Origin of the sequence: Fibrobacter sp. UWEL, assembly GCF_900142535.1 — a bacterium.
Classification (GTDB): Bacteria; Fibrobacterota; Fibrobacteria; order Fibrobacterales; family Fibrobacteraceae; genus Fibrobacter.
This window is the reverse complement of record NZ_FRBE01000003.1, coordinates 1-18,549: the sequence shown is the minus strand read 5'-3', so window position 1 is coordinate 18,549 and position 18,549 is coordinate 1. Positions and strand designations below refer to the sequence as shown.

The 18,549-nt window shown below is 50.9% G+C and carries 16 protein-coding genes; 6 read left to right on the top strand and 10 right to left on the bottom strand.

Going from position 1 to position 18,549, the window contains the following annotated elements:
* Nucleotides 1–21 precede the first annotated feature (21 nt).
* From BUB59_RS02830 to BUB59_RS02820, 3 genes are all read left to right on the top strand, one after another.
* The gene (locus tag BUB59_RS02830; protein ID WP_143160196.1) at nucleotides 22–1,722 is read left to right on the top strand and encodes a tetratricopeptide repeat protein; all 1,701 of its coding nucleotides are present in this window, start codon (nucleotides 22–24) and stop codon (nucleotides 1,720–1,722) included.
* 88 nt (nucleotides 1,723–1,810) lie between these two features.
* A complete protein-coding gene (locus tag BUB59_RS02825) occupies nucleotides 1,811–2,569 on the top strand; it encodes a DedA family protein (protein ID WP_083540145.1) in 759 nt (252 codons plus the stop codon).
* Nucleotides 2,570–2,575: 6 nt separating this feature from the next.
* Nucleotides 2,576–3,115, top strand: a complete 540-nt coding sequence (locus BUB59_RS02820) for a hypothetical protein (RefSeq protein ID WP_073225440.1) — start codon at nucleotides 2,576–2,578, stop codon at nucleotides 3,113–3,115.
* Nucleotides 3,116–3,469: 354 nt separating this feature from the next.
* Here BUB59_RS02820 and BUB59_RS02815 read toward each other — a convergent pair whose 3' ends face one another.
* Nucleotides 3,470–4,060 (bottom strand): toxin-antitoxin system YwqK family antitoxin, encoded by a 591-nt coding sequence (locus BUB59_RS02815; RefSeq protein WP_083540144.1) that lies wholly within the window; start codon nucleotides 4,058–4,060, stop codon nucleotides 3,470–3,472.
* A 51-nt stretch (nucleotides 4,061–4,111) separates the two neighbouring features.
* On the opposite strand from BUB59_RS02815, the gene BUB59_RS02810 reads away from it, so the two are divergent.
* The gene (locus BUB59_RS02810) at nucleotides 4,112–5,623 is read left to right on the top strand and encodes a B12-binding domain-containing radical SAM protein (RefSeq protein WP_073225437.1); all 1,512 of its coding nucleotides are present in this window, start codon (nucleotides 4,112–4,114) and stop codon (nucleotides 5,621–5,623) included.
* A 166-nt stretch (nucleotides 5,624–5,789) separates the two neighbouring features.
* Here BUB59_RS02810 and BUB59_RS02805 read toward each other — a convergent pair whose 3' ends face one another.
* Nucleotides 5,790–6,983 carry an aspartate aminotransferase family protein gene (locus tag BUB59_RS02805; protein WP_073225436.1) on the bottom strand — a complete coding sequence of 398 codons (1,194 nt, stop codon included), beginning with the start codon at nucleotides 6,981–6,983 and terminating at the stop codon, nucleotides 5,790–5,792.
* A gap of 73 nt (nucleotides 6,984–7,056) precedes the next feature.
* Entirely contained in the window at nucleotides 7,057–7,848 is a 792-nt protein-coding gene (gene argB, locus BUB59_RS02800) for an acetylglutamate kinase (RefSeq protein WP_073225434.1), read from the bottom strand.
* Between the two features lie 139 nt (nucleotides 7,849–7,987).
* Between argB and BUB59_RS02795 the strand changes: the two genes are divergently transcribed.
* The gene (locus BUB59_RS02795) at nucleotides 7,988–8,191 is read left to right on the top strand and encodes a ferredoxin (RefSeq protein WP_073155492.1); all 204 of its coding nucleotides are present in this window, start codon (nucleotides 7,988–7,990) and stop codon (nucleotides 8,189–8,191) included.
* A gap of 308 nt (nucleotides 8,192–8,499) precedes the next feature.
* Here the strand turns inward: BUB59_RS02795 and BUB59_RS02790 are convergent, their stop codons facing one another.
* The 7 genes from BUB59_RS02790 to BUB59_RS02765 form a co-directional block, all read right to left on the bottom strand.
* Nucleotides 8,500–9,888 (bottom strand): LamG-like jellyroll fold domain-containing protein, encoded by a 1,389-nt coding sequence (locus tag BUB59_RS02790; RefSeq protein WP_083540143.1) that lies wholly within the window; start codon nucleotides 9,886–9,888, stop codon nucleotides 8,500–8,502.
* Entirely contained in the window at nucleotides 9,885–10,742 is an 858-nt protein-coding gene (locus BUB59_RS02785) for a TIGR02147 family protein (RefSeq protein ID WP_073225431.1), read from the bottom strand. Before BUB59_RS02785 ends, BUB59_RS02790 begins: the two co-directional genes overlap by 4 nt.
* Nucleotides 10,743–10,935: 193 nt before the next feature.
* Nucleotides 10,936–13,341 carry a Tex family protein gene (locus tag BUB59_RS02780; protein WP_073225429.1) on the bottom strand — a complete coding sequence of 802 codons (2,406 nt, stop codon included), beginning with the start codon at nucleotides 13,339–13,341 and terminating at the stop codon, nucleotides 10,936–10,938.
* A 196-nt stretch (nucleotides 13,342–13,537) separates the two neighbouring features.
* Entirely contained in the window at nucleotides 13,538–15,256 is a 1,719-nt protein-coding gene (locus BUB59_RS02775) for a Na/Pi cotransporter family protein (protein ID WP_234979907.1), read from the bottom strand.
* A 309-nt stretch (nucleotides 15,257–15,565) separates the two neighbouring features.
* The gene (gene ispF / locus BUB59_RS02770; RefSeq protein ID WP_073225427.1) at nucleotides 15,566–16,051 is read right to left on the bottom strand and encodes a 2-C-methyl-D-erythritol 2,4-cyclodiphosphate synthase; all 486 of its coding nucleotides are present in this window, start codon (nucleotides 16,049–16,051) and stop codon (nucleotides 15,566–15,568) included.
* A gap of 20 nt (nucleotides 16,052–16,071) precedes the next feature.
* Nucleotides 16,072–16,209, bottom strand: coding sequence for a hypothetical protein (locus BUB59_RS15310; protein WP_159433315.1), 138 nt, complete (start codon nucleotides 16,207–16,209; stop codon nucleotides 16,072–16,074).
* Between the two features lie 11 nt (nucleotides 16,210–16,220).
* Nucleotides 16,221–18,131, bottom strand: a complete 1,911-nt coding sequence (locus BUB59_RS02765; protein WP_073225426.1) for a hypothetical protein — start codon at nucleotides 18,129–18,131, stop codon at nucleotides 16,221–16,223.
* A gap of 151 nt (nucleotides 18,132–18,282) precedes the next feature.
* Here BUB59_RS02765 and BUB59_RS02760 point away from each other — a divergent pair.
* The coding region (locus tag BUB59_RS02760) for a transposase (RefSeq protein ID WP_200778795.1) at nucleotides 18,283–18,549 on the top strand (267 nt) is incomplete at its 3' end.

The window sequence follows — 18,549 nt, the reverse complement described above, 5'->3', positions numbered from 1 at the left end:
AGATAAGTTAAATTTAGACCGATGCGTAGAATATTTTTAACATTGTCCGCTTTGGCAACAGCTCTTTATGCAGCCGACTTTGAACGTTCAAATTGGCATACTCAGCTGTACTTACAAGGTGAACCCGCTTTCCTGAACTTCCAGGGTGATAACGACCTCCTGGACGATGGAATCGACACCGACGTCTTTACTGTTCCTGTTTCCGCAGGTTTCCTCTGGTCTCCGCTGATTACTCCGTTCTGGAAAGCGGATATTCCGTTTACCCTCTGGCTGGGCCTTGAGGTCAACTCCTTCCAGATGGGCACCATCGAGGATAGCCCCAAGTACACCGTTAAGGCTAACGGCGAGGACCGTCCGGGCGAACAGAACGACCGTGAACTGTCTTTCATGACCTATGCCCCCTCCGTCTTGGCAGGTTTCACTGTGAACCTGGCTGGCGACCTTGATCTTAGAGTCCTGGGTGGCTTTGGTTTCCACTTCTTCTCTTTCTATGACGACTATAGCGGTAATACCACTTCGTACACCGACTACGTCAATACCGCATTTGTATCCGGCGCTTTGGAATATCGCATCACCGAAGTGTTCCAGGACGTAGACCTGAAGATCGGCATCAACGTTCGTAAGGAATTCCTGGCATACGAAGATATTAAGGCACGTAAGCAAGACCACGACGCTAGCCCCTCTCCCTACTCCAACCTGTTCTTCGACAAGATCGAATACAAGTGGCCCGTACGAGTGGGTCTGGAACTGTCTCTGGACTTCGGCCGTGAAAGCCGTCGTGACCGCAAGATGCGTTACAAGCTCCATGACCGCGATGACGTCCTGCGCAAAAATAGCGAAGTCAAGGACACCATCACTGAATGGGACTGCATGGCTATCGAACGCGACTACCGCTTCTATCTGGACGATGACGGCAAGCTGCCCGACATGAGCGAAGCTTACACCAAGACTCAGTTCGCTGACGTGCTGGAAAGCTACCTGGCCTTCTGCCACCCCGCAGACTTGGCCACCAAGGAACAGCTCTATGCAACCTTGGATAGCGGCAAGATCGAAATCCAGGCTTACCAGGTCCGTCAGGAAGATTCTCGTTTCGACCAGGTCATGGCATCCAACGACCCCGAAATGCTCCAGATGTTCCTGGAATACTATCCGGACTCTCCCCGCAGGGCCGAAGTGGAAGCAAAGCTTAACGGTCTGGGCGACTACGATAAGTTCCGCGCCATCCAGGCACAGAACACCTTCAAGGCATACCTGGCTTACCTGAGCGACAATCCTAACGGAGCCTTCCGTGACGAAGCTGAAACCGGCATCTTTGAACTGGTGAAGGCTAGCGGCCGCAAGAAGGACTACGAAATCTACCTGAAGCGTTTCCCCAACGGTAAGTACATCTACGAAGCAAGACAGGCTCTCAAGATGAACACCAACGAAGAACAGTCCATGATTGAATATCAGACTGACGCTTCCAACACCAACGTCGCACCGGAACACCAGACTAGCGAACCCGAACCGGCACCCGCAGAAGAACCTGCAACTTCCGGCTACACGGCTCCTGCTGGTTACAACGTCCCCACCACCTCCTTCGACGATGACGAAGAAGACGATGATGAGGAAGAAGTTGAAGAAGCTCCCGCACCGAAGCCCAAGGCAAAGGCAAAGGCAGCTAAGAAACCCGCTAAGAAGAAGGCTGCAAAGAAGCCTGCTAAGGGCAAGAAGAAAAAGTAACTTCTACTAAATATTAAAAAGCGAGGCTCAAGAGAGTCTCGCTTTTTTGTTACAAGCTAATACCCTATTTTCTATATTTGCTCTCATTATGAAGAACAAGAACTTTTTGTTGATTTGCTCCCTTACAGTCCTTATGCTCACTGCAAACCTGATGGCTGCAGATACTACCGCAGTAAGCCAGGTGGCCGCAGAAGCGACCGCAAGCACCGGCATTTACAACCAAATTATTGACTGGTACAACGAACATCTCAACTACGGAACCATCACCCTGCTGATGGCCATCGAAAGTTCCTTCGTGCCGTTCCCTTCCGAACTGGTTGTTCCTCCTGCAGCATACAAGGCCTTGCAGCCCAGCTCCGAACTGAACATCGTGCTGATCGTGCTGTTCGCAACCATCGGTGCTTTGATCGGCGCTTACATCAACTACTACCTGGCTAAATTCCTGGGCCGTCCGATTATCTATAAGTTCGCCGACAGCCGCCTGGGTCACTTTCTCCTGCTGGACACCTCCAAGGTGGAAAAAGCCGAAAAGTATTTCCGCGATCATGGTGTTATCTCCACCTTCGTTGGCCGCCTGATCACCGTCATCCGCCAGCTGATTTCCATTCCCGCAGGCCTCGCCGGAATGAAGCTGTTGCCATTTACTTTGTTTACATTCCTGGGCGCCGCCATCTGGAATACCGTCCTTGCAGTTCTCGGCTATATGGCACACGGCCAGAAGGATATCATCGAGAAGTACAATTCTGAATTGGCAATGGCCCTGGTTGGATTCGGCGTGCTGTTCATCGGCTTCATGGTCTGGCAGGGAATCAAGCCCCAGAAGAAAACCATACAGGACAAGGACTAGCTCCAAGTGAATCTGCCTAGTTTCTTCATCACCACATCTGCCATAGCGGTCCTAGCGATGTTCGCCGCCTGCTCGTCAGATAACGGTGGAGAGGCGAAAGACGAACCCGCAAAGGACGGACCTGAACAAGACCCGTCCCAAGAGGATCGCAAGGAAGAACACGAGTACATCGAGGACAGGCTTCTTAGGGAGTTCATCCCGCCCAACAAATCCCGCTGGTACGAATACGACGAAAGGACTGTCAGAGTCTTTGGCGCAGGCTGCACAGACGCCTACTGCCATCACTACGTCATCCACACGGATTCAAATCGCCGTATCATCGACTGCATCTATTCCAACGATTACTACTGCAGGGATTTCATCAAGGAAGACGGAACCTTCACGGACTTGCGGACCATCAAAGTATACGGTTGCGATAGCATCGAACCCATCGAGGGGCTAGATCCATACAAGATTACCCACATCTACGATGAAGACGGAAATGTCATCGGCCATGACACCGAGAGCATAGAACTCTTCAACGCCCGCGACCGCTTTAAAATTTAAGCAGGCACCCCGCCAACAAGAACATCGAGAATCTTTGAGTAGGGAGCACCGCTCCCACTCAAACGAGCAGGGCAAGGCAAACAAGTGCAAGGCACTTGTGAAGCCGCAGCAATGCGACGGGGGTTCCAAGGTAAATGAACACTTAGGGCTTTAGCCCTTAGTGAGAATTATCCACTTTGTGGACGTGTAGCATCCCCTTGCATCTTAACATTTCCAGAAGTTTCTATTCCAGCGAAAATTTGAGTAGGGAGCTCCGCTCCCACTCAACGAGCAGGGCAAGGCAAACAAGTGCAAGGCACTTGTGAAGCCGCCGCAATGCGATGGGGGTTCCAAGGGGGCAAAGCCCCCTTGCATCTAGAAGTCACAGTTTTCTATGCAGCGGTTCCGCTCGAACTTGGCCTCAAAGATTTTGAGGCCCTTCTTATACCTACGGTAAGACCCATGGCGGAGCCCGCGTTCGAAGGTCATTTCCTCCGACACCGCCCCATTCTCGTCATAGACCTTGGCAACCCCATGCACCTGCCCCATGACGTAAGGGATCTGACGTTGCAGCTTTCCCTTATCGCTGAATTCCTCACTCATGCCATGCTGCATTCCAGCCCGATAAACCTCGGACTTTTTCTTCTTGCCGTTTTCAAAGAAAACCGTGCTTATACCTTCTTCGGTGTCATTTCTATAGCCGATGGCCTGCCACAGATTTCCATTTTCAAAGTAGCTACGGAACACCCCGTCCAACACACCGTTGACGTAGGGAGCCTCCACCGCCACCTTTCCGTTGGGATGGTAGGTAACGGACTTTCCATGACGCACGTCAGTGCCTTTCTGGACGGTGTATACGCGAGCCACAGATCCATCGGGGAAAAGGGTCTTGACCGTGTCCAGAGGGACATCCTGTGCCGTTGCGAAAGTCACACCGATTAATAGAGCGCAAAAAAAGGTTTTCATTTGCTTAAAATGTAGCTAAAACCGCTATAATAATGTATTTTGCGATGGATTATGCATATTACTTTTTTGAACCCTCCGTTCCACCCCATGTTCAGCCGCGAATCTCGCAGCCCCTGTGTAACGAAGTCTAGTACCCTTTATTGGCCCATGTTCTTAAGCTATGCCGCAGGCGTCTGTGAAGCCGACGGCAACGAAATTCAGCTCATCGATAGCCCCGCTATGGAACTGGACCTCCCCCAGACCTTGGAAGGCATGAAAAAGTTCGGTCCCGAACTTGTAATCTGCAGTACAAGTACCCCCAGCATTATTAACGACCTTAAGGTAGTCAAGGCCATCAAGGAAGCCATGCCCAATGTGAAGGTAGCCATCATGGGTACCCACGCCACAGCAGAGCCCCTGGAATCCATGGAAATGGAACCGTCCCTGGACTACGTGATTATCGGCGAAGCGGACTACACCAGCCGCAACCTGGCCCGCGCCCTCCGTGGCGACGAAGGTGCTGCCGCTATCGGTCAGTTCCCCGGTCTCGCCTACCGCACTGCGGAAGGCAAGGTGGACTTCCAGCCCGAAGGTCCCAAGATCGAGAATCTTAATGAAATTCCCTGGGTCTCCAAGGTTTACCGCAAGCATCTCTACAGCTGCTACAAGAAGTATTTCTATGGCGCCAACCTGAACCCGCTGATTGTGATTTTGAGCGGTCGCGGCTGCCCCAACCACTGCAGCTATTGCGTCATTCCTCAGACCTTGAACGGTCACAAGTTCCGCCGTCGCGATCCGAAGGACGTGGTGGACGAACTGCAGTACATCAAGGAAAACTTCGAGGACCTGGGCGAAGTCTTCTTCGAAGACGACACCTTTACCGCAAGTCACGAACACGTTCGTCAAATCTGTAACTTGATTCTGGAACGTGGCCTCAAGATTACCTGGAGCTGCAACGCCCGCGCAGACGTTCCTCTGGACCTTCTGAAGTTGATGAAGAAGGCAGGCGGCCGCGAAATGTGCGTTGGCTTTGAAAGCGCTTCCCCGGAAGTTCTGGAAAAGATCCACAAGGGTATCAAGAACACGGACAAGGCCGTGGAATTCACTAAGAACGCCCGTAAGGCAGGTCTCCTGGTTCACGGTTGCTTCATGGTGGGTAACCCCGGCGACACTCCCGAAACTCTGCGCATGACTTTGGATTACGCCAAGCAGCTGAATCCCAACACGGCTCAGTTCTACCCCATCATGGCATATCCCGGTACCGAAGCTTACAAGGAAGCTCTGGAATCCGGCGCCCTGAAGTCTCGCGATTACAACCAGTGGCTGGACAAGGACGGCTTCCACCGTACGACCATCCAGCGTGGCGAACTGACTAGCCAGGCTCTGGTGGACTTCTGCGACAAGGCTCGTCGTGAGTTCTACCTCCGCCCCAGCTACATCATCCGTCAGGGTATTATGTCCATCAAGAATCCTCGTGAACGCTACCGTGTGTTCCGCGGTTTCAAGACTCTGGTGAAGCACCTGTTCCGCAAGCACGGCGAACTGGCTCCTGTAGCAAGACAAGCCCCCACTAATAAGTTGTAGAGGAAAACCCACTGGTTTTCCTCTAGACTCCTTTCCGGTTTGCTGGAGAGATTTTCAAAACAAATAGTCAGACCATCAAGGTCTGACTTTTTGTTTTTCATGTATAATCCATATAAAAAGGAGCCCGCGGTGCGGACTCCTTCTTTAAACCACTTGGTAATCGCAATTACTTAGCTACTGCGGCGAAAGCCTTATCAAGCTTAGCCATAGCTTCGTCAACTTCAGCGGCGCTGACGTTGAGGCAAGGCAGCATACGGAGCACGTTACCCTTAGCAGAAAGAACCATCAGCTTTTCTGCGCGAGCGGCTGCAACCACGTTGCCTACCGGCATTGCATCGTCCAGAGCAACGCCTACGATGAGGCCTTCGCCGCGGATTTCCTTGATGAAGCTGTACTTGGCCTTAAGAGCTGCAAGAGCGGTACGGATCTGTGCGCCCCTTTCGGCAACGTTCTTCAGGAGAGCGGGTTCAGAAACCTGATTGACAACTGCGAGACCCGCAGCGCAAGCGATGGGATTGCCACCGAAAGTAGTGCCGTGGTCGCCAGCCTTCAGCTGGTCAGCAATGTACTGACGGAGCAATACGCCACCCAGCGGGAGGCCGCCACCGATGCCCTTAGCCATAGTTACCAGATCCGGCTTGAGGCCATACTTTTCAAAGCCGAAGAAAGTTCCCAGACGGCCGCAACCAGCCTGAACTTCGTCGACAATCACCAGCACACCGAATTCCTTCTGGAGGCTGTTGATGGTTTCAACCATTTCTGCAGACAAAGTCATGACGCCGCCTTCGGCTGCCAGAGATTCCAGCATGATGGCGCAGGTGTCCTTGTTGACTTCAGCCTTCAATGCAGCGCAGTCATTCCAAGTCACATGAACGAAGTCGCCCGGCATGTTGCCGAAACCCTGACGCAGAGCCGGCTGACCGGTTGCAGAAAGAGCAGCGAAAGTTCTGCCGTGGAAACTGTTGACGAAAGTGATGATCTTCTGCCTGTTGGCTTCACCCTTGCGATCGAAATACTTACGTGCAAACTTGATGGCACCTTCGTTAGCTTCGGTACCGGAGTTGCAGAAGAAAGCCTTGTCGAAGCCAGTGATTTCCAAAAGCTTCTTGCCCAGTTCAACCTGGGGCATATTCACGTAAAGGTTGGAGATGTGGTTGAAGCTATCCATCTGCTTTACCACAGCTTCCTTGATGGCCTTGTTCTGATGACCCAGAGCGTTCACAGCAATACCTGCAACGAAGTCCAGATACTTGTCGCCCTTGGAGTCAAAGAGGTAAGAGCCTTCACCCTTTACAATTTCAATGTCAGCCTTGCCATACAGCGGGGCAATGACGTTCTTATCTTGATCAATAAAAGACATTTTTAATTCCTTCTAGATCCCTCGACTTCGCGCCCTTGGCGCTTCGCTCGGGATGACATTTAGTGGTTGCGAACTAGCGCTGAATAGTGCCGTAGTTATGTTCGCCGTTGATCTGCTTGATGAAGGATTCCGCATCCTTCCAGCCTACGATATGAATGCTCTTGAGGCCTCGTCGGATAGACTTAAAGCTTTCGCGGACCTTGGGAATCATACCACCGCTAATAACGCCATCCTCAATGAGCTTTTCGGCATCGCTTTCAGAAAGTTCGGGGATCACCTTCTTTTCGCCATCCAGAACGCCCGGAACATCACTTACCAGCACAAACTGATCAGCCTGAAGTGCCACAGCCAGTTCGCTTGCGGCAGTGTCTGCATTCACGTTCCAGCTCACGTTGTTGCCATTTTCGTCGGGACCGATAGAAATGGGGCTCACCACAGGAACAATGCCTGCGGACCACAGGGCGTCCACAATCTTGGTATTAACCTTCTTGACTTCGCCCACCAGACCAAGATCAACCTTGCCCTGTTTCTTTTCAACTTCGAAAAGCTTGGCATCTACACCAGAAATACCCACGGCATCGCAGCCGTTGCTTTCCAGCATGCGAACAAGTTTCTTGTTCACGTGACCAGACAGGGTCATTTCAACCATCTTCATAATGCCGGGTGTAGTTACTCGGAGGCCATCAATAAAAGTGGGCTGTTCTCGCAGCAAGGCGATGTTTTCGTTAATGTCCTTGCCACCACCGTGTACAACGGCGACCTGGCAGCCCATAGCCGGAAGCTTGGATACTGCTGCCACAAAATCGGCCAACTTTGCTTCGTCAATAGCCAAGCTGCCACCAATTTTTACGACCACTTTTTTCATTTTTTGTGATGTCCTCACTAGGTTGAGTTTTACATGTTAGGTTGGACAAAAATTTAGAAAAACATTGCCATCCCTCAATGCATTTTTTTGTTATATTTATCCCAGACACAAACATTAACAACCCCTAAAGAGGTATAATATGGCTATTACTAAGGTTTGGCTGGACGAATCTAGCGACGAATGCGTTTCCTGCGGTGCTTGCGAAGCTACTTGCGACGCAGTTTTCACTGTTCCCGAAAAGATGCAGGTTAAGGCTGACGCTGATCTCGCTGCTAACGAAGACGCTATCAAGGACGCAGCTGCAGGCTGCCCCGCTGGCGTGATTAAGTTCGAAGAAGCTTAATGAGATGCAAAGGAGGGCTTAGCGCCCTCCTCTGGACTCCTCCTCCGCTCAGGAGGAGGCTTTTTTATTTGAGATGCATGGGAGGGCTTAGCGCCCTCCTCTGGACTCCTCCTCCGCTCAGGAGGAGGCTTTTTTATTTGAGATGCATGGGAGGGTTATGCACCCTCCCCTGGACCACTCCCCTTCGCGGGAGGTCGCAGACTCCTCCCCCACTCGGGGAGGTTCTTTTTTTATCGAAGCTTAATGAGATGCAAAGGAGGGCTTGGCGCCCTCCTCTGGATTCCTCTCCCACTCGGGGGAGGCTTTTTTTATTTCATCTTTTGGTATTGTTCCTTGATCCACTGGGGATCGCGGGCGATGTTTTCGATGCGGATTTCGTCCAGGGCGCCATTCCAGGTTTCGGCGTCAATTTCGTTACCGCCAATGCGGAGCGGCACCTTGCGGTCCAATTCATTGGGAACGAATTCCTGAGCGGTCACTTCGTTTCCTTCAGCATCCGTCATGGTCACCACTTCGCCATTCACGTACATACTGACCATGCCATCCTTAGAAACAAGCACTAGGTTCGCCCACTCTCCAACAGGAACGATGGAGGCATCACCGAAGGCAAATCCCTCGGGATAGGCGGGCTGGCTTTTCAGCACGACGAATTCCTCGTTGTTGCCTTCGAAGTGCCACTGGAATCTGGAGGTGGAATCGCTCCAGTATGCCCGCTGGGAGGCAAGAATCTGGTGTTCTCCGTTAGGTCCATTCCACTTGGTCCACAGCGAGATGGTAAAGTCACCCGCACTTGGGTCCAGAGTATCAAGGTCAATAAACTGCCCCTGTTTCAGCAGGATGGCCTTGCCGGAAATGCCGTCCACGTATTCTACTTCCGTTGCTTCGGTAGTATCGTTATCGAATACCTTTTCGGAACCATCCATAGCTAGATAGGCAACCAGATTTGCATCATCGGCAGCGGTGGTATCGACGGGGCCCAGAATGAGGATTCCGTCATAACCGTCTTCGCGGTAGTATTCCATACGGGCTACTGCAAACCAGCTGCTATCCTGCGCCATGAAGTCCATCTTGGGCAGCACATAAATGCTCTTGTTGCCTTCAGTCTTAAATTGGATGCGAGCCTTCAGGCGGTCTCCTTCAGAAGATCCATCCAGAGTATCCGCATAGGTAATCACGATATCGCCCCGCGGCATATCGTAGAAGATGAAGTAGCCGTCACCATCCAGAGATGTAGTCACGTCGCTACCCACAATACGGACTGTACCCGTACGGCGTGTAGCGATCTGTCCGGAATAAGCCCTGCGGGGGCCCACGGTAATGGAGCCCGCATCGTCGGAAGATGCCAGAACCATACCGCAGTCTTCACCAGCGGAAGCGAACAGCATGTAGTCAGCGGTGCTGTCCACCTTCAGTTCGTACTTGCCGTTTTCATCGGAGAACGTTTCTACAGAATCCTTGATGGAAGCCTGCGTCCAGCTGTCATAATAGGCAACCACGCGAGCGCCCTTGACCGGCGCGCCGTCCACATCCAGCACAACACCGGAGGCAATGGAATTTCCAATATCCGTGACGCCGCCTGCAGTAGGCCCAACGTCATTCGCCCCGCCATCGGAGCAGGCCACTAAAGCGGAAGTAAAAACACTGGCGGTCAGCACCAGAAGCCCATAAAACCTATGGTTCAAATTCAGCATTTTCATCCTTTTGCCTCCTTGACCTTTTTGCTCATGGGGAAAGCCACCACCATCATCTCGTAAACGCGTTCCACTTCGGTGTCGTTGGCGGCTCGGGAAATAATCTTCTTGCGGGCCTCCTCCAGCACCTCTACCGCATAATTATAAGAACTTTCGCTCATGGCAAGGGTGGTAAAGGCAGCAAAGCGCTCATCCTTGGGCTTTGACTCCACGGCGCCAATGGCGTGCTGAATGTATTCGCGACGAATTTTGCGCAGGGCCATGGGAGGAATGCGGGAGGCGTCCAACATCTGGGCGCTTTCTTCGTACCGGACAGAGCCATCGTCCTGGGGAACTTCCTGGAGCAAGCCCCATTCCAGCAGGCACTTGACGCCATCGCGGGCCTCGTCGGTAGTAATCTGGGGTTCCACCAGGCGGGCAAGTTTCATGTAGTCGCCATTCCAGTCGGAGCTAACCGCCAGTTCGCGCAGGATCGGGTAATACCACTGGCTGAAATACGCCTGCTCTCGGGTAGTGACGTGAGTAAATTCAATCTGCTTACGAATCTGCTGGATCTGCTCCCAGGCAGACTCACGTTCGTTCACCTGATCCGCCTGGTTGTACTGCACCAGAGCCTCGAAGTAGGACTTCTGCAGCGGCTCGAAATCCATGGCCTTGGCCAGCTTTTCGATGGATTTGTGGGTCAGGTTGAATCGACCGCGGATCACATTCAGACAATAGGAACTACTGCTGAATCCCGCTTTGGCAGCAAAGAAACGATGGGAGAAAACGGCGCGCATTTTCTTCTGCTCTTCAAAATAATCCTGCATGAATTTTCTGAAGTCATCGTAGTCAAACAAATGTTCCAGTGCAATACTCATAACCCCAAAATAAATAATTCTTACACACTTAACAATAGTTTTAATAGAATTTTACCAACGAATACTAAAGCAAGTGATGAAAATTACACATAATATTTACACACTTCGCCATAAAAGTCCCGTTTTTTTCGCAAAAAAAAAGAACCTGAGGGTTAACTCAGGTTCTTTTTGGTTCCTTCGCTGCGCTCAGGAATTACTTAAGGCCGCGAAGAGCATTCTTAAGAAGGGAATTCATCTTGGCGGGCTGAGCATTGCCGGGCTTCTTCTGCTGGCCATTGCTCTTGCCTGCAATCTGAGCCTTCAAATCGGCGATGGTTGCATGGCCCTGGATGCCACCCTGGGGGCGACCATTGCGATTGTCACGACCACCGAAGTTGCCATGACCGCCCTGACCGCGGGGACCGCCAACACGCTGGCCGCGAGGACCATTAGCGCCTGCACCAGCAACGCCATCCACCTGTTCCGTCTTCATGGACAGGCTAATGCGCTTCAGCTTGGCATCAACAGCAACCACACGGACCTTCACCACGTCACCGACGGTAAGAACGGTCTTTGCGTCTTCCACGAACTTGTCGCTGATTTCAGAAACGTGTACGAGACCATCCTGATGAACGCCGATGTCCACGAAGGCACCGAAGTTAGCCACGTTGGTCACCACGCCTTCCATCCAGCTACCGGTAATGAGGTCGTTGATTTCCTTGATCTTGTCGTCAAACTTTGCGTAACGGAATTCCTTACGGGGGTCACGGCTGGGCTTGTTCAATTCCTTCAGGATGTCGTTCAAGGTTTCCTTACCCACGCTATCGGAGAGGAATTCTTCAAGATTAATGCCCTTGACCACTTCGGCGTTACCCACCATTTCCTTCACAGGTACGCCCACCTTTTCGGCCATCTTTTCGATGAGTGCGTAGTTTTCGGGATGGACTGCAGAGTCATCCAGCGGGTTTTCAGCGCCCGGGATACGCATAAAGCCAGCGGCCTGTTCGAAAGCCTTGGGACCGAAGCCCTTCACCTTCTTCAAGTCTTCGCGGCTGCCATAGGCACCGTTTTCGTCACGATACTTGACGATAGCTTCGGAAAGAGTATTGCTGAGGCCTGCAACATGAGACAGGAGCGGAGCAGAAGCGCTGTTCACGTCCACGCCCACCATATTCACGCAAGATTCCACCACTTCGTCCAGACGCTTCTTCAGTTCACGCTGGTTCACGTCGTGCTGGTACTGACCCACGCCAATGGACTGCGGGTCAACCTTAACCAGTTCAGCCAGCGGGTCCTGCAAGCGACGGCCGATGGAGATAGCACCACGGGTCGTAACGTCTTCCTTGGGGAATTCCTGGATAGCGATCATGCTTGCGCTATAGACGGAAGCACCAGCTTCGGACACGATGACGCGGGGCGGAACCTTGCCCTTGAACTTTGCAGCCATTTCGGCGCAGAAAGCATCCGTTTCGCGGCTAGCGGTACCGTTACCGATAGCGATGAGATCCACCTTATACTTGTCGATGAGTCCCATGAGATAAACAGCGGAACCAGCCTTGTCGTTCCAGGGTTCATGAGGCTTGATAATGCCGTGATCCATGAACTTGCCGTTTTCGTCCAGCACTGCAACCTTACAGCCAGTACGGAAACCCGGGTCCAGAGCAAGCACAGCCTTGTGGCCAGCGGGAGCGGCCAGCAGCACGTCCTGCAGGTTCTTGGAGAACACCTTGAAAGCTTCTTCTTCGGCAGCATCCTTCAGGAGCAGGCGAACTTCGCTTTCCATGCTGGGAGCAAGCAAGCGGTCCCAGGCATCCTGGCACATGGCTTCCAGATACGGGGTCCAAGTGGTCTGCCCCTTGATAATCTTGGACTTCAGGTAGCCCACCAGTTCTTCAGTGGGAACTTCGATGGAAAGGCGCAGCACCTTTTCCTTTTCGCCACGGCGGAGAGCCAGCATACGGTGGCTAGGAATCTTGGACACCTGTTCGCTATAATCGTAGTAGTCCTTGAACTTGGTTTCCTGACCTTCAAAATCTTTCTTGACCTTGGAGAACATCTTACCTTCACGTTCTACAGCGGCGCGGAGGTACTGACGGAATTCTGCATTGTCGGCCACTTCTTCGGCCAGAATGTCGCAAGCGCCCTTGAGAGCAGCCTTGGGATCTGCCAGGCCCTTTTCTTCGGACAGGTAAATGAGAGCGATCTGTTCGGCAGTGTTGCCCTGTTCTTCCTGAGCCCACATGAGGCGAGCCAGAGGTTCCAGGCCCAGTTCCTTAGCGATGGTTGCGCGGGTGCGCTTCTTGGGCTTGTAGGGAGCGTAAATATCTTCCAGCAGGGTCTTATCCTTACAGGACTCAATCTGAGCCTTCAGTTCCGGAGTCATCTTGCCCTGTTCTTCAATACTCTTCAGGATGGTTTCCTTACGGTCGGTCAGTTCCTGGAGGTAGTCGCGGCGATGGCTAATGTCGCGCAGTTCAATTTCGTTCAAAGTACCCGTCTGGTCCTTACGATAACGGGCAATAAAGGGGATGGTACCACCCTGGTCCATCAATTCCAGTGCCTTAGAGACACGCCACACTTCAAGGTTCAGTTCTTCAGCAATAATCGCAGAAAAATCCATAATTCTAATTCCAATCTATAGCCGGCAGTCCGGCTCGTTTTTGGTTGAGGGTCCCAAAGGCCCTGTTTGACTTAAGTATAGGGAATATAGCATAAAAGAATGTCACAGAAGTGTCAAAATACCCCCGGGCGCAAAAAAAGCCCCCGTGAGGGGACTTTTCCATTTTCTATTTCCGTTATTTTACAAACAGCAAGAATTAAGCGATGCGTTTCTTGTTCACATGAGCTTCCACTACGTTGATCACGTAGTCGCCCAGGTGTTCGCAAGCGTTCACCACATCCATGTAATGGACGGACATCTGGTAATCGTACTTCTTGTCGTTGATATCGGCAACGTTACGTTCCTTCAGGCCCTTGCGGTAGTTGTTGATTTCGTTTTCGATATTGCGAGAACGGTTGTAGTCTGCACCCGGCTTGCCTTCTTCCACTTCGATCATGTAGTCCAGAGCGGTGTTGCAAAGTTCCACCATATGGTTGATGTGACCATACTGTTCTTCGGTGAAGTCGTCCTTACTGCGGAACTTGTGGTTGATGGCGCGAGCCATGTTATAAACAGAGTCGCCGATACTTTCCATTTCGGAAATCTCGCGAAGCATAGACTGGATGGTGGACTTACTTTCGCTGGACAGGCGGCCTTCGCTGACCTTGTTCAGATACTTGGCGATTTCCACTTCCATGCTATCGCTAATACCTTCGTACTTTTCGATGCGGGTAAAGATCTTGTTGAACTCGTTTTCGTCCTTGGTGGTAAGCAGCTCAGGAACCATGTTGAACATCTTCTTGCAGCGTTCGCCGAAGAGCACGATTTCCTTGCGAGCTTCGAACAGGGAAAGTTCTGCAGTAGAAAGAATACCGCCGCTAATGAACTTGAGACGGAATTCGTCGTCTTCCTGCTTGTCCTTGATAATCTTGCAGATCACCTTTTCCATGGGCTTGATGAACCAGATGAGGATCAGCACGTTCACCACGTTGAACATGGTATGGAAGCCAGCCACGGCGAAGGTGACGCCATCCTGAGCAGCCTTGATTTCTTCGGGAGTAGAAGGCTTGAAGCTAGGATCGAAGCCCACCAGAGAGCAAACCATGTTGATGAAGGGATGGAACACGCACAGGACCCAAACCACGCCGAACATATTGAACAGCAAGTGAGCAAGTGCGGCGCGACGAGCCTGGGTAGAAGCACTCAAAGCCACCACGTTGGAAGTCACCGTAGTACCGATGTTCTCGCCCATCACCAGCGCGATGCCCTGGTAAATCTCTAGAGCGCCACTGGAGCAGAGTATCAAGGTGATTGCCATGACCGCGGCAGAAGACTGCACGCACATAGTCAGAATACCGCCGATCAAAAGGAACAGCAAGGTGCTAAAGAAGCCGAAGTTACCGCAGGCAGCAACGAAGTTCTGCACCGCAGGAATATCGCCCAGATGCATGGAACCGCCGGTGGTACGCAGGGTGGTAATGGCGAACAGCATGAATGCCAGACCGAACAGGAATTCGCTCAAGCTCTTGGTGCTGCTCTTCTTGGTGTAACTCAGGATGATGCCCAGCACGAAGCAGGGGTACACCAGGTAAAGCATGTCGAACTTGAAACCCAGCACCATGATCCATCCGGAGATGGTGGTACCGATGTTGGCGCCCATGATAATAGAAATGGCCTGCTTCAATGTGAGCAGACCAGCGTTAACGAAACTTACAGTAAGGACGGTAGTAGCGGTAGAAGACTGAATAGTCGCAGTCACGGCGGTACCAGTAGCCACACCCATTACACGGTGTTTAGTCATGGTACCGAGCATGGTACGGAGAGTGTTTCCGGTGAGCTTCTGAAGACCTTCAGACATAGTCTTCATACCGAACATCAGGAGTGCGAGGCAACCCAGGAGGGTCAGCACAGCCAATTTCATGTCCACAGCGGGCATATATTTTCCTTTTGGCCAACATTCATGGCCAGTTTAGCGCCGTTATCGGATCATCATCACTGCTTTTCAGCTAGTCCGGGCTCACAGCGTTTTTTGTTTCAATCAGTGTTTAAGAAAATATAGAAAAAGGCGAATAAAGCACAAGTGCTTGCACTTGTATTTTTGAGCCGCCCTATATGCGCTTGAAAAGCGCCATATAGAAATCGGGAAAAAAATCCGTAAAGGGGGAGTAAAATGCAACAAATAAAAAAACATCTCCCGAGACCCATCGGGAGATTGAATTGTACGAAATGTGAAAAAACGTACCGATTATTTCGAGCGGACCATGGCCACTGCCTGGGAGGCAATCCCTTCCCCGCGACCGGTAAAGCCCAACTTTTCAGTGGTGGTACCCTTGATGCCGATCTGCTTTACGTCCAGACCCAGCACTCGGGCGATATTAGCCTTCATCTGGTCCTTGTGGGGATTCACCTTCGGGCGTTCGCACATGACAATCGCGTCGATGTTGATGATGTCGTAGCCTTCCTTGGCGACCTCTTCGCCTACACGGCGAAGCAGCTCCAAGCTGTCGGCCCCCTTGAACGCAGGATCCGTATCCGGGAAGTAGGTGCCGATGTCGCCCAAACCAGCAGCGCCCAGCAGAGCATCACTAATGGCATGAAGCAGCACGTCCGCATCGCTATGACCCAGCAGGCCCTTTTCGTAAGGAATATCCACACCACCGATAATGCACTTGCGGCCTTCCACCAGCTTATGCACATCAAAACCAATACCAGAACGATAGATTTTGTCCATAGGGAACCTCTTTAATGACGTTACTCAAGTTCAATATTTTCGTAACAATCAATTCCACCTTCAGACCCAGAACAGCTAAGAAGGCAAGCCTCCGTTTCCAAATCAATCACAGTCATCTGGGGAACTACGTATTCTTTCTTTTCAATTTCATTATTCATCTTACACCCCCCTACTTGACGATAACCGACTGACCATTCTTGATGAATGCGCCCTGAGATTTGGGTTTATTGATCTTACGACCAGTTGCATCAAACCAACTATCAGACTTAATGATGCTGGAAGGAATTACTGCATTCGTGAGGCCCAGAGTTCCTTCCTGCGGATTCTGTTCTTCCGAAGAATCTCCAGATTCAGAACCAGGTACATCAATTCCTTCAGGAATGGATTCCACCTTCTTTTCAGGAACCACATAATCACGTATACAGACCTTCATGTTAGATGGCAATTCAGAAACGTCTACAGTAGACATTACAGCAGTGGACCTCATCAAAGCAGGCTTGGGAGAAGAGGCAGGTCTATCATAATACAGATAGGCTCGCATTGATTTAATAGAAGAATTCTTACCGACCTTGATGAATTTACCATTCACGAATGTTTCTTCGCCAGCCTTGTAAGTATAACCGAAAACGTTACCCAATTCGGAGTCACCTTCAAGCCACTTCTTTGCGGCATAGACTCCCTGAAGTTTCCAAAGTCCATCCACAACGTTCAAGTTACTACCAACTGTCTTCACAATAGTCAGTTTTGTTTTTCCTCTTTTTTCAGAAGACGCAAACTGCAAAGAAGCCTGTTCACCAATAATCTTCACCAAGTAAGGATGATTGGCATAGAGCATATCTTCGGCAACGCAATCCGTAGACGGATTGTATTCAGCCCCTTCGCAAAGAGGACGAATGCCTACTTCCCAAACGTCCAAGGGATTGCCGTCTTTATCAACTTGAGCCACTCCACTAAATTCATAGAAACGGGCATTAGTTACGTACTTCGCCTCAATATTGAAAGGGAACATCACAGTAGACATTACACCAGCCTTGTACTGGCGATCCAAAGAAATTGAGTCCACATCCACGGTCACATCTGCAGGAATGACCAAATCAACATCTTCAGAGAACTCAGCAGAGGAGCCGGTCTTTGTGGGCTTCAGCAGAGCCATGATACCCTTGTTGCCAGAAGACAAAGTGATTTCTTCAAAGGCAATGCCGCTACCGTTCTTTTCAAAGAAAGCATTGAGAGCATCTGCGTCGGTGGACATACCGTCCACAACCTTGTCCAGAACGTCAGCTTCGGAGGAAGCGACATTCACACCAGAGCCTTTTGTAGTCACTTTATTTGTTGTCGAGCCCTCCTTATAAAGGACACCACAATTCGTTCCAACGCAAGACACGTTGTTAAAAGTGATTGTACCTGCAGAAGCATCAGAAGCACCAACAACGGCAATGGCAGTACCGATGTTGTAGCTATTTTCGATGGTCAAGGAAACGCTGTTATCAACGTAACCAACGAGAGCACCGACATTTTTACCAGAACCAAGAACTTCACCAGCGTTGTAGCAGTTTGTGATTGTCAAAGAGGGATAATAGTAGCTACGATTTCCCGCATCGTATCGACTTACACCACCTACAAGGCCTCCAACCTTTGTGGATCCAGAAGCGGAGTAAATAACACCCTTAAAGGAACAATTATCAATCTTGACATCGTTTATAGACTTATCACCGACAACGTCTCCAATAAAGGCGCCTCCATCCCAACCAGTTACTTTGAAGTAAGAATCTTCAATGGCGAGATTTTTAATGCTGGCAGACTTGACTGCGCGGCGAACAAGAGCAGGATAATTACCGCCACTGACGTACAGGCCATAAATGGAATGGTTCTTTCCGTCAATGGAGCCTTCGAAAGCTACAGATTCTGTGCCAATGCCAATCCATTCGTTGAGGGCGCAGCCGTCCTTCAGGCCAGACTTATCGTCTTTTAGGCTGGACATCACTGCAGTTTGGGATTCACCGTTAAAATAGATGTCGGCAATCAATTCTGCACAAGCAGAAGCTTCGCCGCCATTCACCTTGCTGGCAAATGTAATCAAATCGGATGCAGAAGCAATCTGATGAAGATGTAAGTTTCGTTCTGTAAAATCAATAATTCATGAAAAAAGGCCCGTTTAGGGCCCTATAAACAAAAAGTGGAGTTTCCACATCCTATTTTTGGTTTTACCACAAATCAAAAAGGAATCAATTATGGAGAACTCCGAAAACAAATATAGTTTCGACCCGACAATTTTGAAAGCCCTGATTGAGCAGGGACCCGATTTTTTGATGGATCTTTTCAGGCTCGCGATGAACGAGGCCATGAAATTGGAACGAGAGAACTTCCTAAATGCAGGGGCCTACGAACGCTCCAAAAATCGTCTGGATTACGCGAACGGTTTCAAACCCAAGACTCTTAATATGCGGTCCGGGCAGGTCACATTTGCCATCCCGCAGACTCGCAACAGCGGCTTCTAC

Excerpts from the sequence above, each read along its gene's own strand:
- BUB59_RS02830 (WP_143160196.1), top strand. The coding sequence starts at position 22 with ATGCGTAGAATATTTTTAACATTGTCCGCTTTGGCAACAGCTCTTTAT.
- BUB59_RS02825 (WP_083540145.1), top strand. The coding sequence starts at position 1,811 with ATGAAGAACAAGAACTTTTTGTTGATTTGCTCCCTTACAGTCCTTATG.
- BUB59_RS02815 (WP_083540144.1), bottom strand. The coding sequence starts at position 4,060 with ATGAAAACCTTTTTTTGCGCTCTATTAATCGGTGTGACTTTCGCAACG.
- BUB59_RS02810 (WP_073225437.1), top strand. The coding sequence starts at position 4,112 with ATGCATATTACTTTTTTGAACCCTCCGTTCCACCCCATGTTCAGCCGC.
- BUB59_RS02805 (WP_073225436.1), bottom strand. The coding sequence starts at position 6,983 with ATGTCTTTTATTGATCAAGATAAGAACGTCATTGCCCCGCTGTATGGC.
- argB (WP_073225434.1), bottom strand. The coding sequence starts at position 7,848 with ATGAAAAAAGTGGTCGTAAAAATTGGTGGCAGCTTGGCTATTGACGAA.
- BUB59_RS02795 (WP_073155492.1), top strand. The coding sequence starts at position 7,988 with ATGGCTATTACTAAGGTTTGGCTGGACGAATCTAGCGACGAATGCGTT.
- BUB59_RS02790 (WP_083540143.1), bottom strand. The coding sequence starts at position 9,888 with ATGAAAATGCTGAATTTGAACCATAGGTTTTATGGGCTTCTGGTGCTG.
- BUB59_RS02785 (WP_073225431.1), bottom strand. The coding sequence starts at position 10,742 with ATGAGTATTGCACTGGAACATTTGTTTGACTACGATGACTTCAGAAAA.
- BUB59_RS02780 (WP_073225429.1), bottom strand. The coding sequence starts at position 13,341 with ATGGATTTTTCTGCGATTATTGCTGAAGAACTGAACCTTGAAGTGTGG.
- BUB59_RS02775 (WP_234979907.1), bottom strand. The coding sequence starts at position 15,256 with ATGCCCGCTGTGGACATGAAATTGGCTGTGCTGACCCTCCTGGGTTGC.
- ispF (WP_073225427.1), bottom strand. The coding sequence starts at position 16,051 with ATGGACAAAATCTATCGTTCTGGTATTGGTTTTGATGTGCATAAGCTG.
- BUB59_RS15310 (WP_159433315.1), bottom strand. The coding sequence starts at position 16,209 with ATGAATAATGAAATTGAAAAGAAAGAATACGTAGTTCCCCAGATGACT.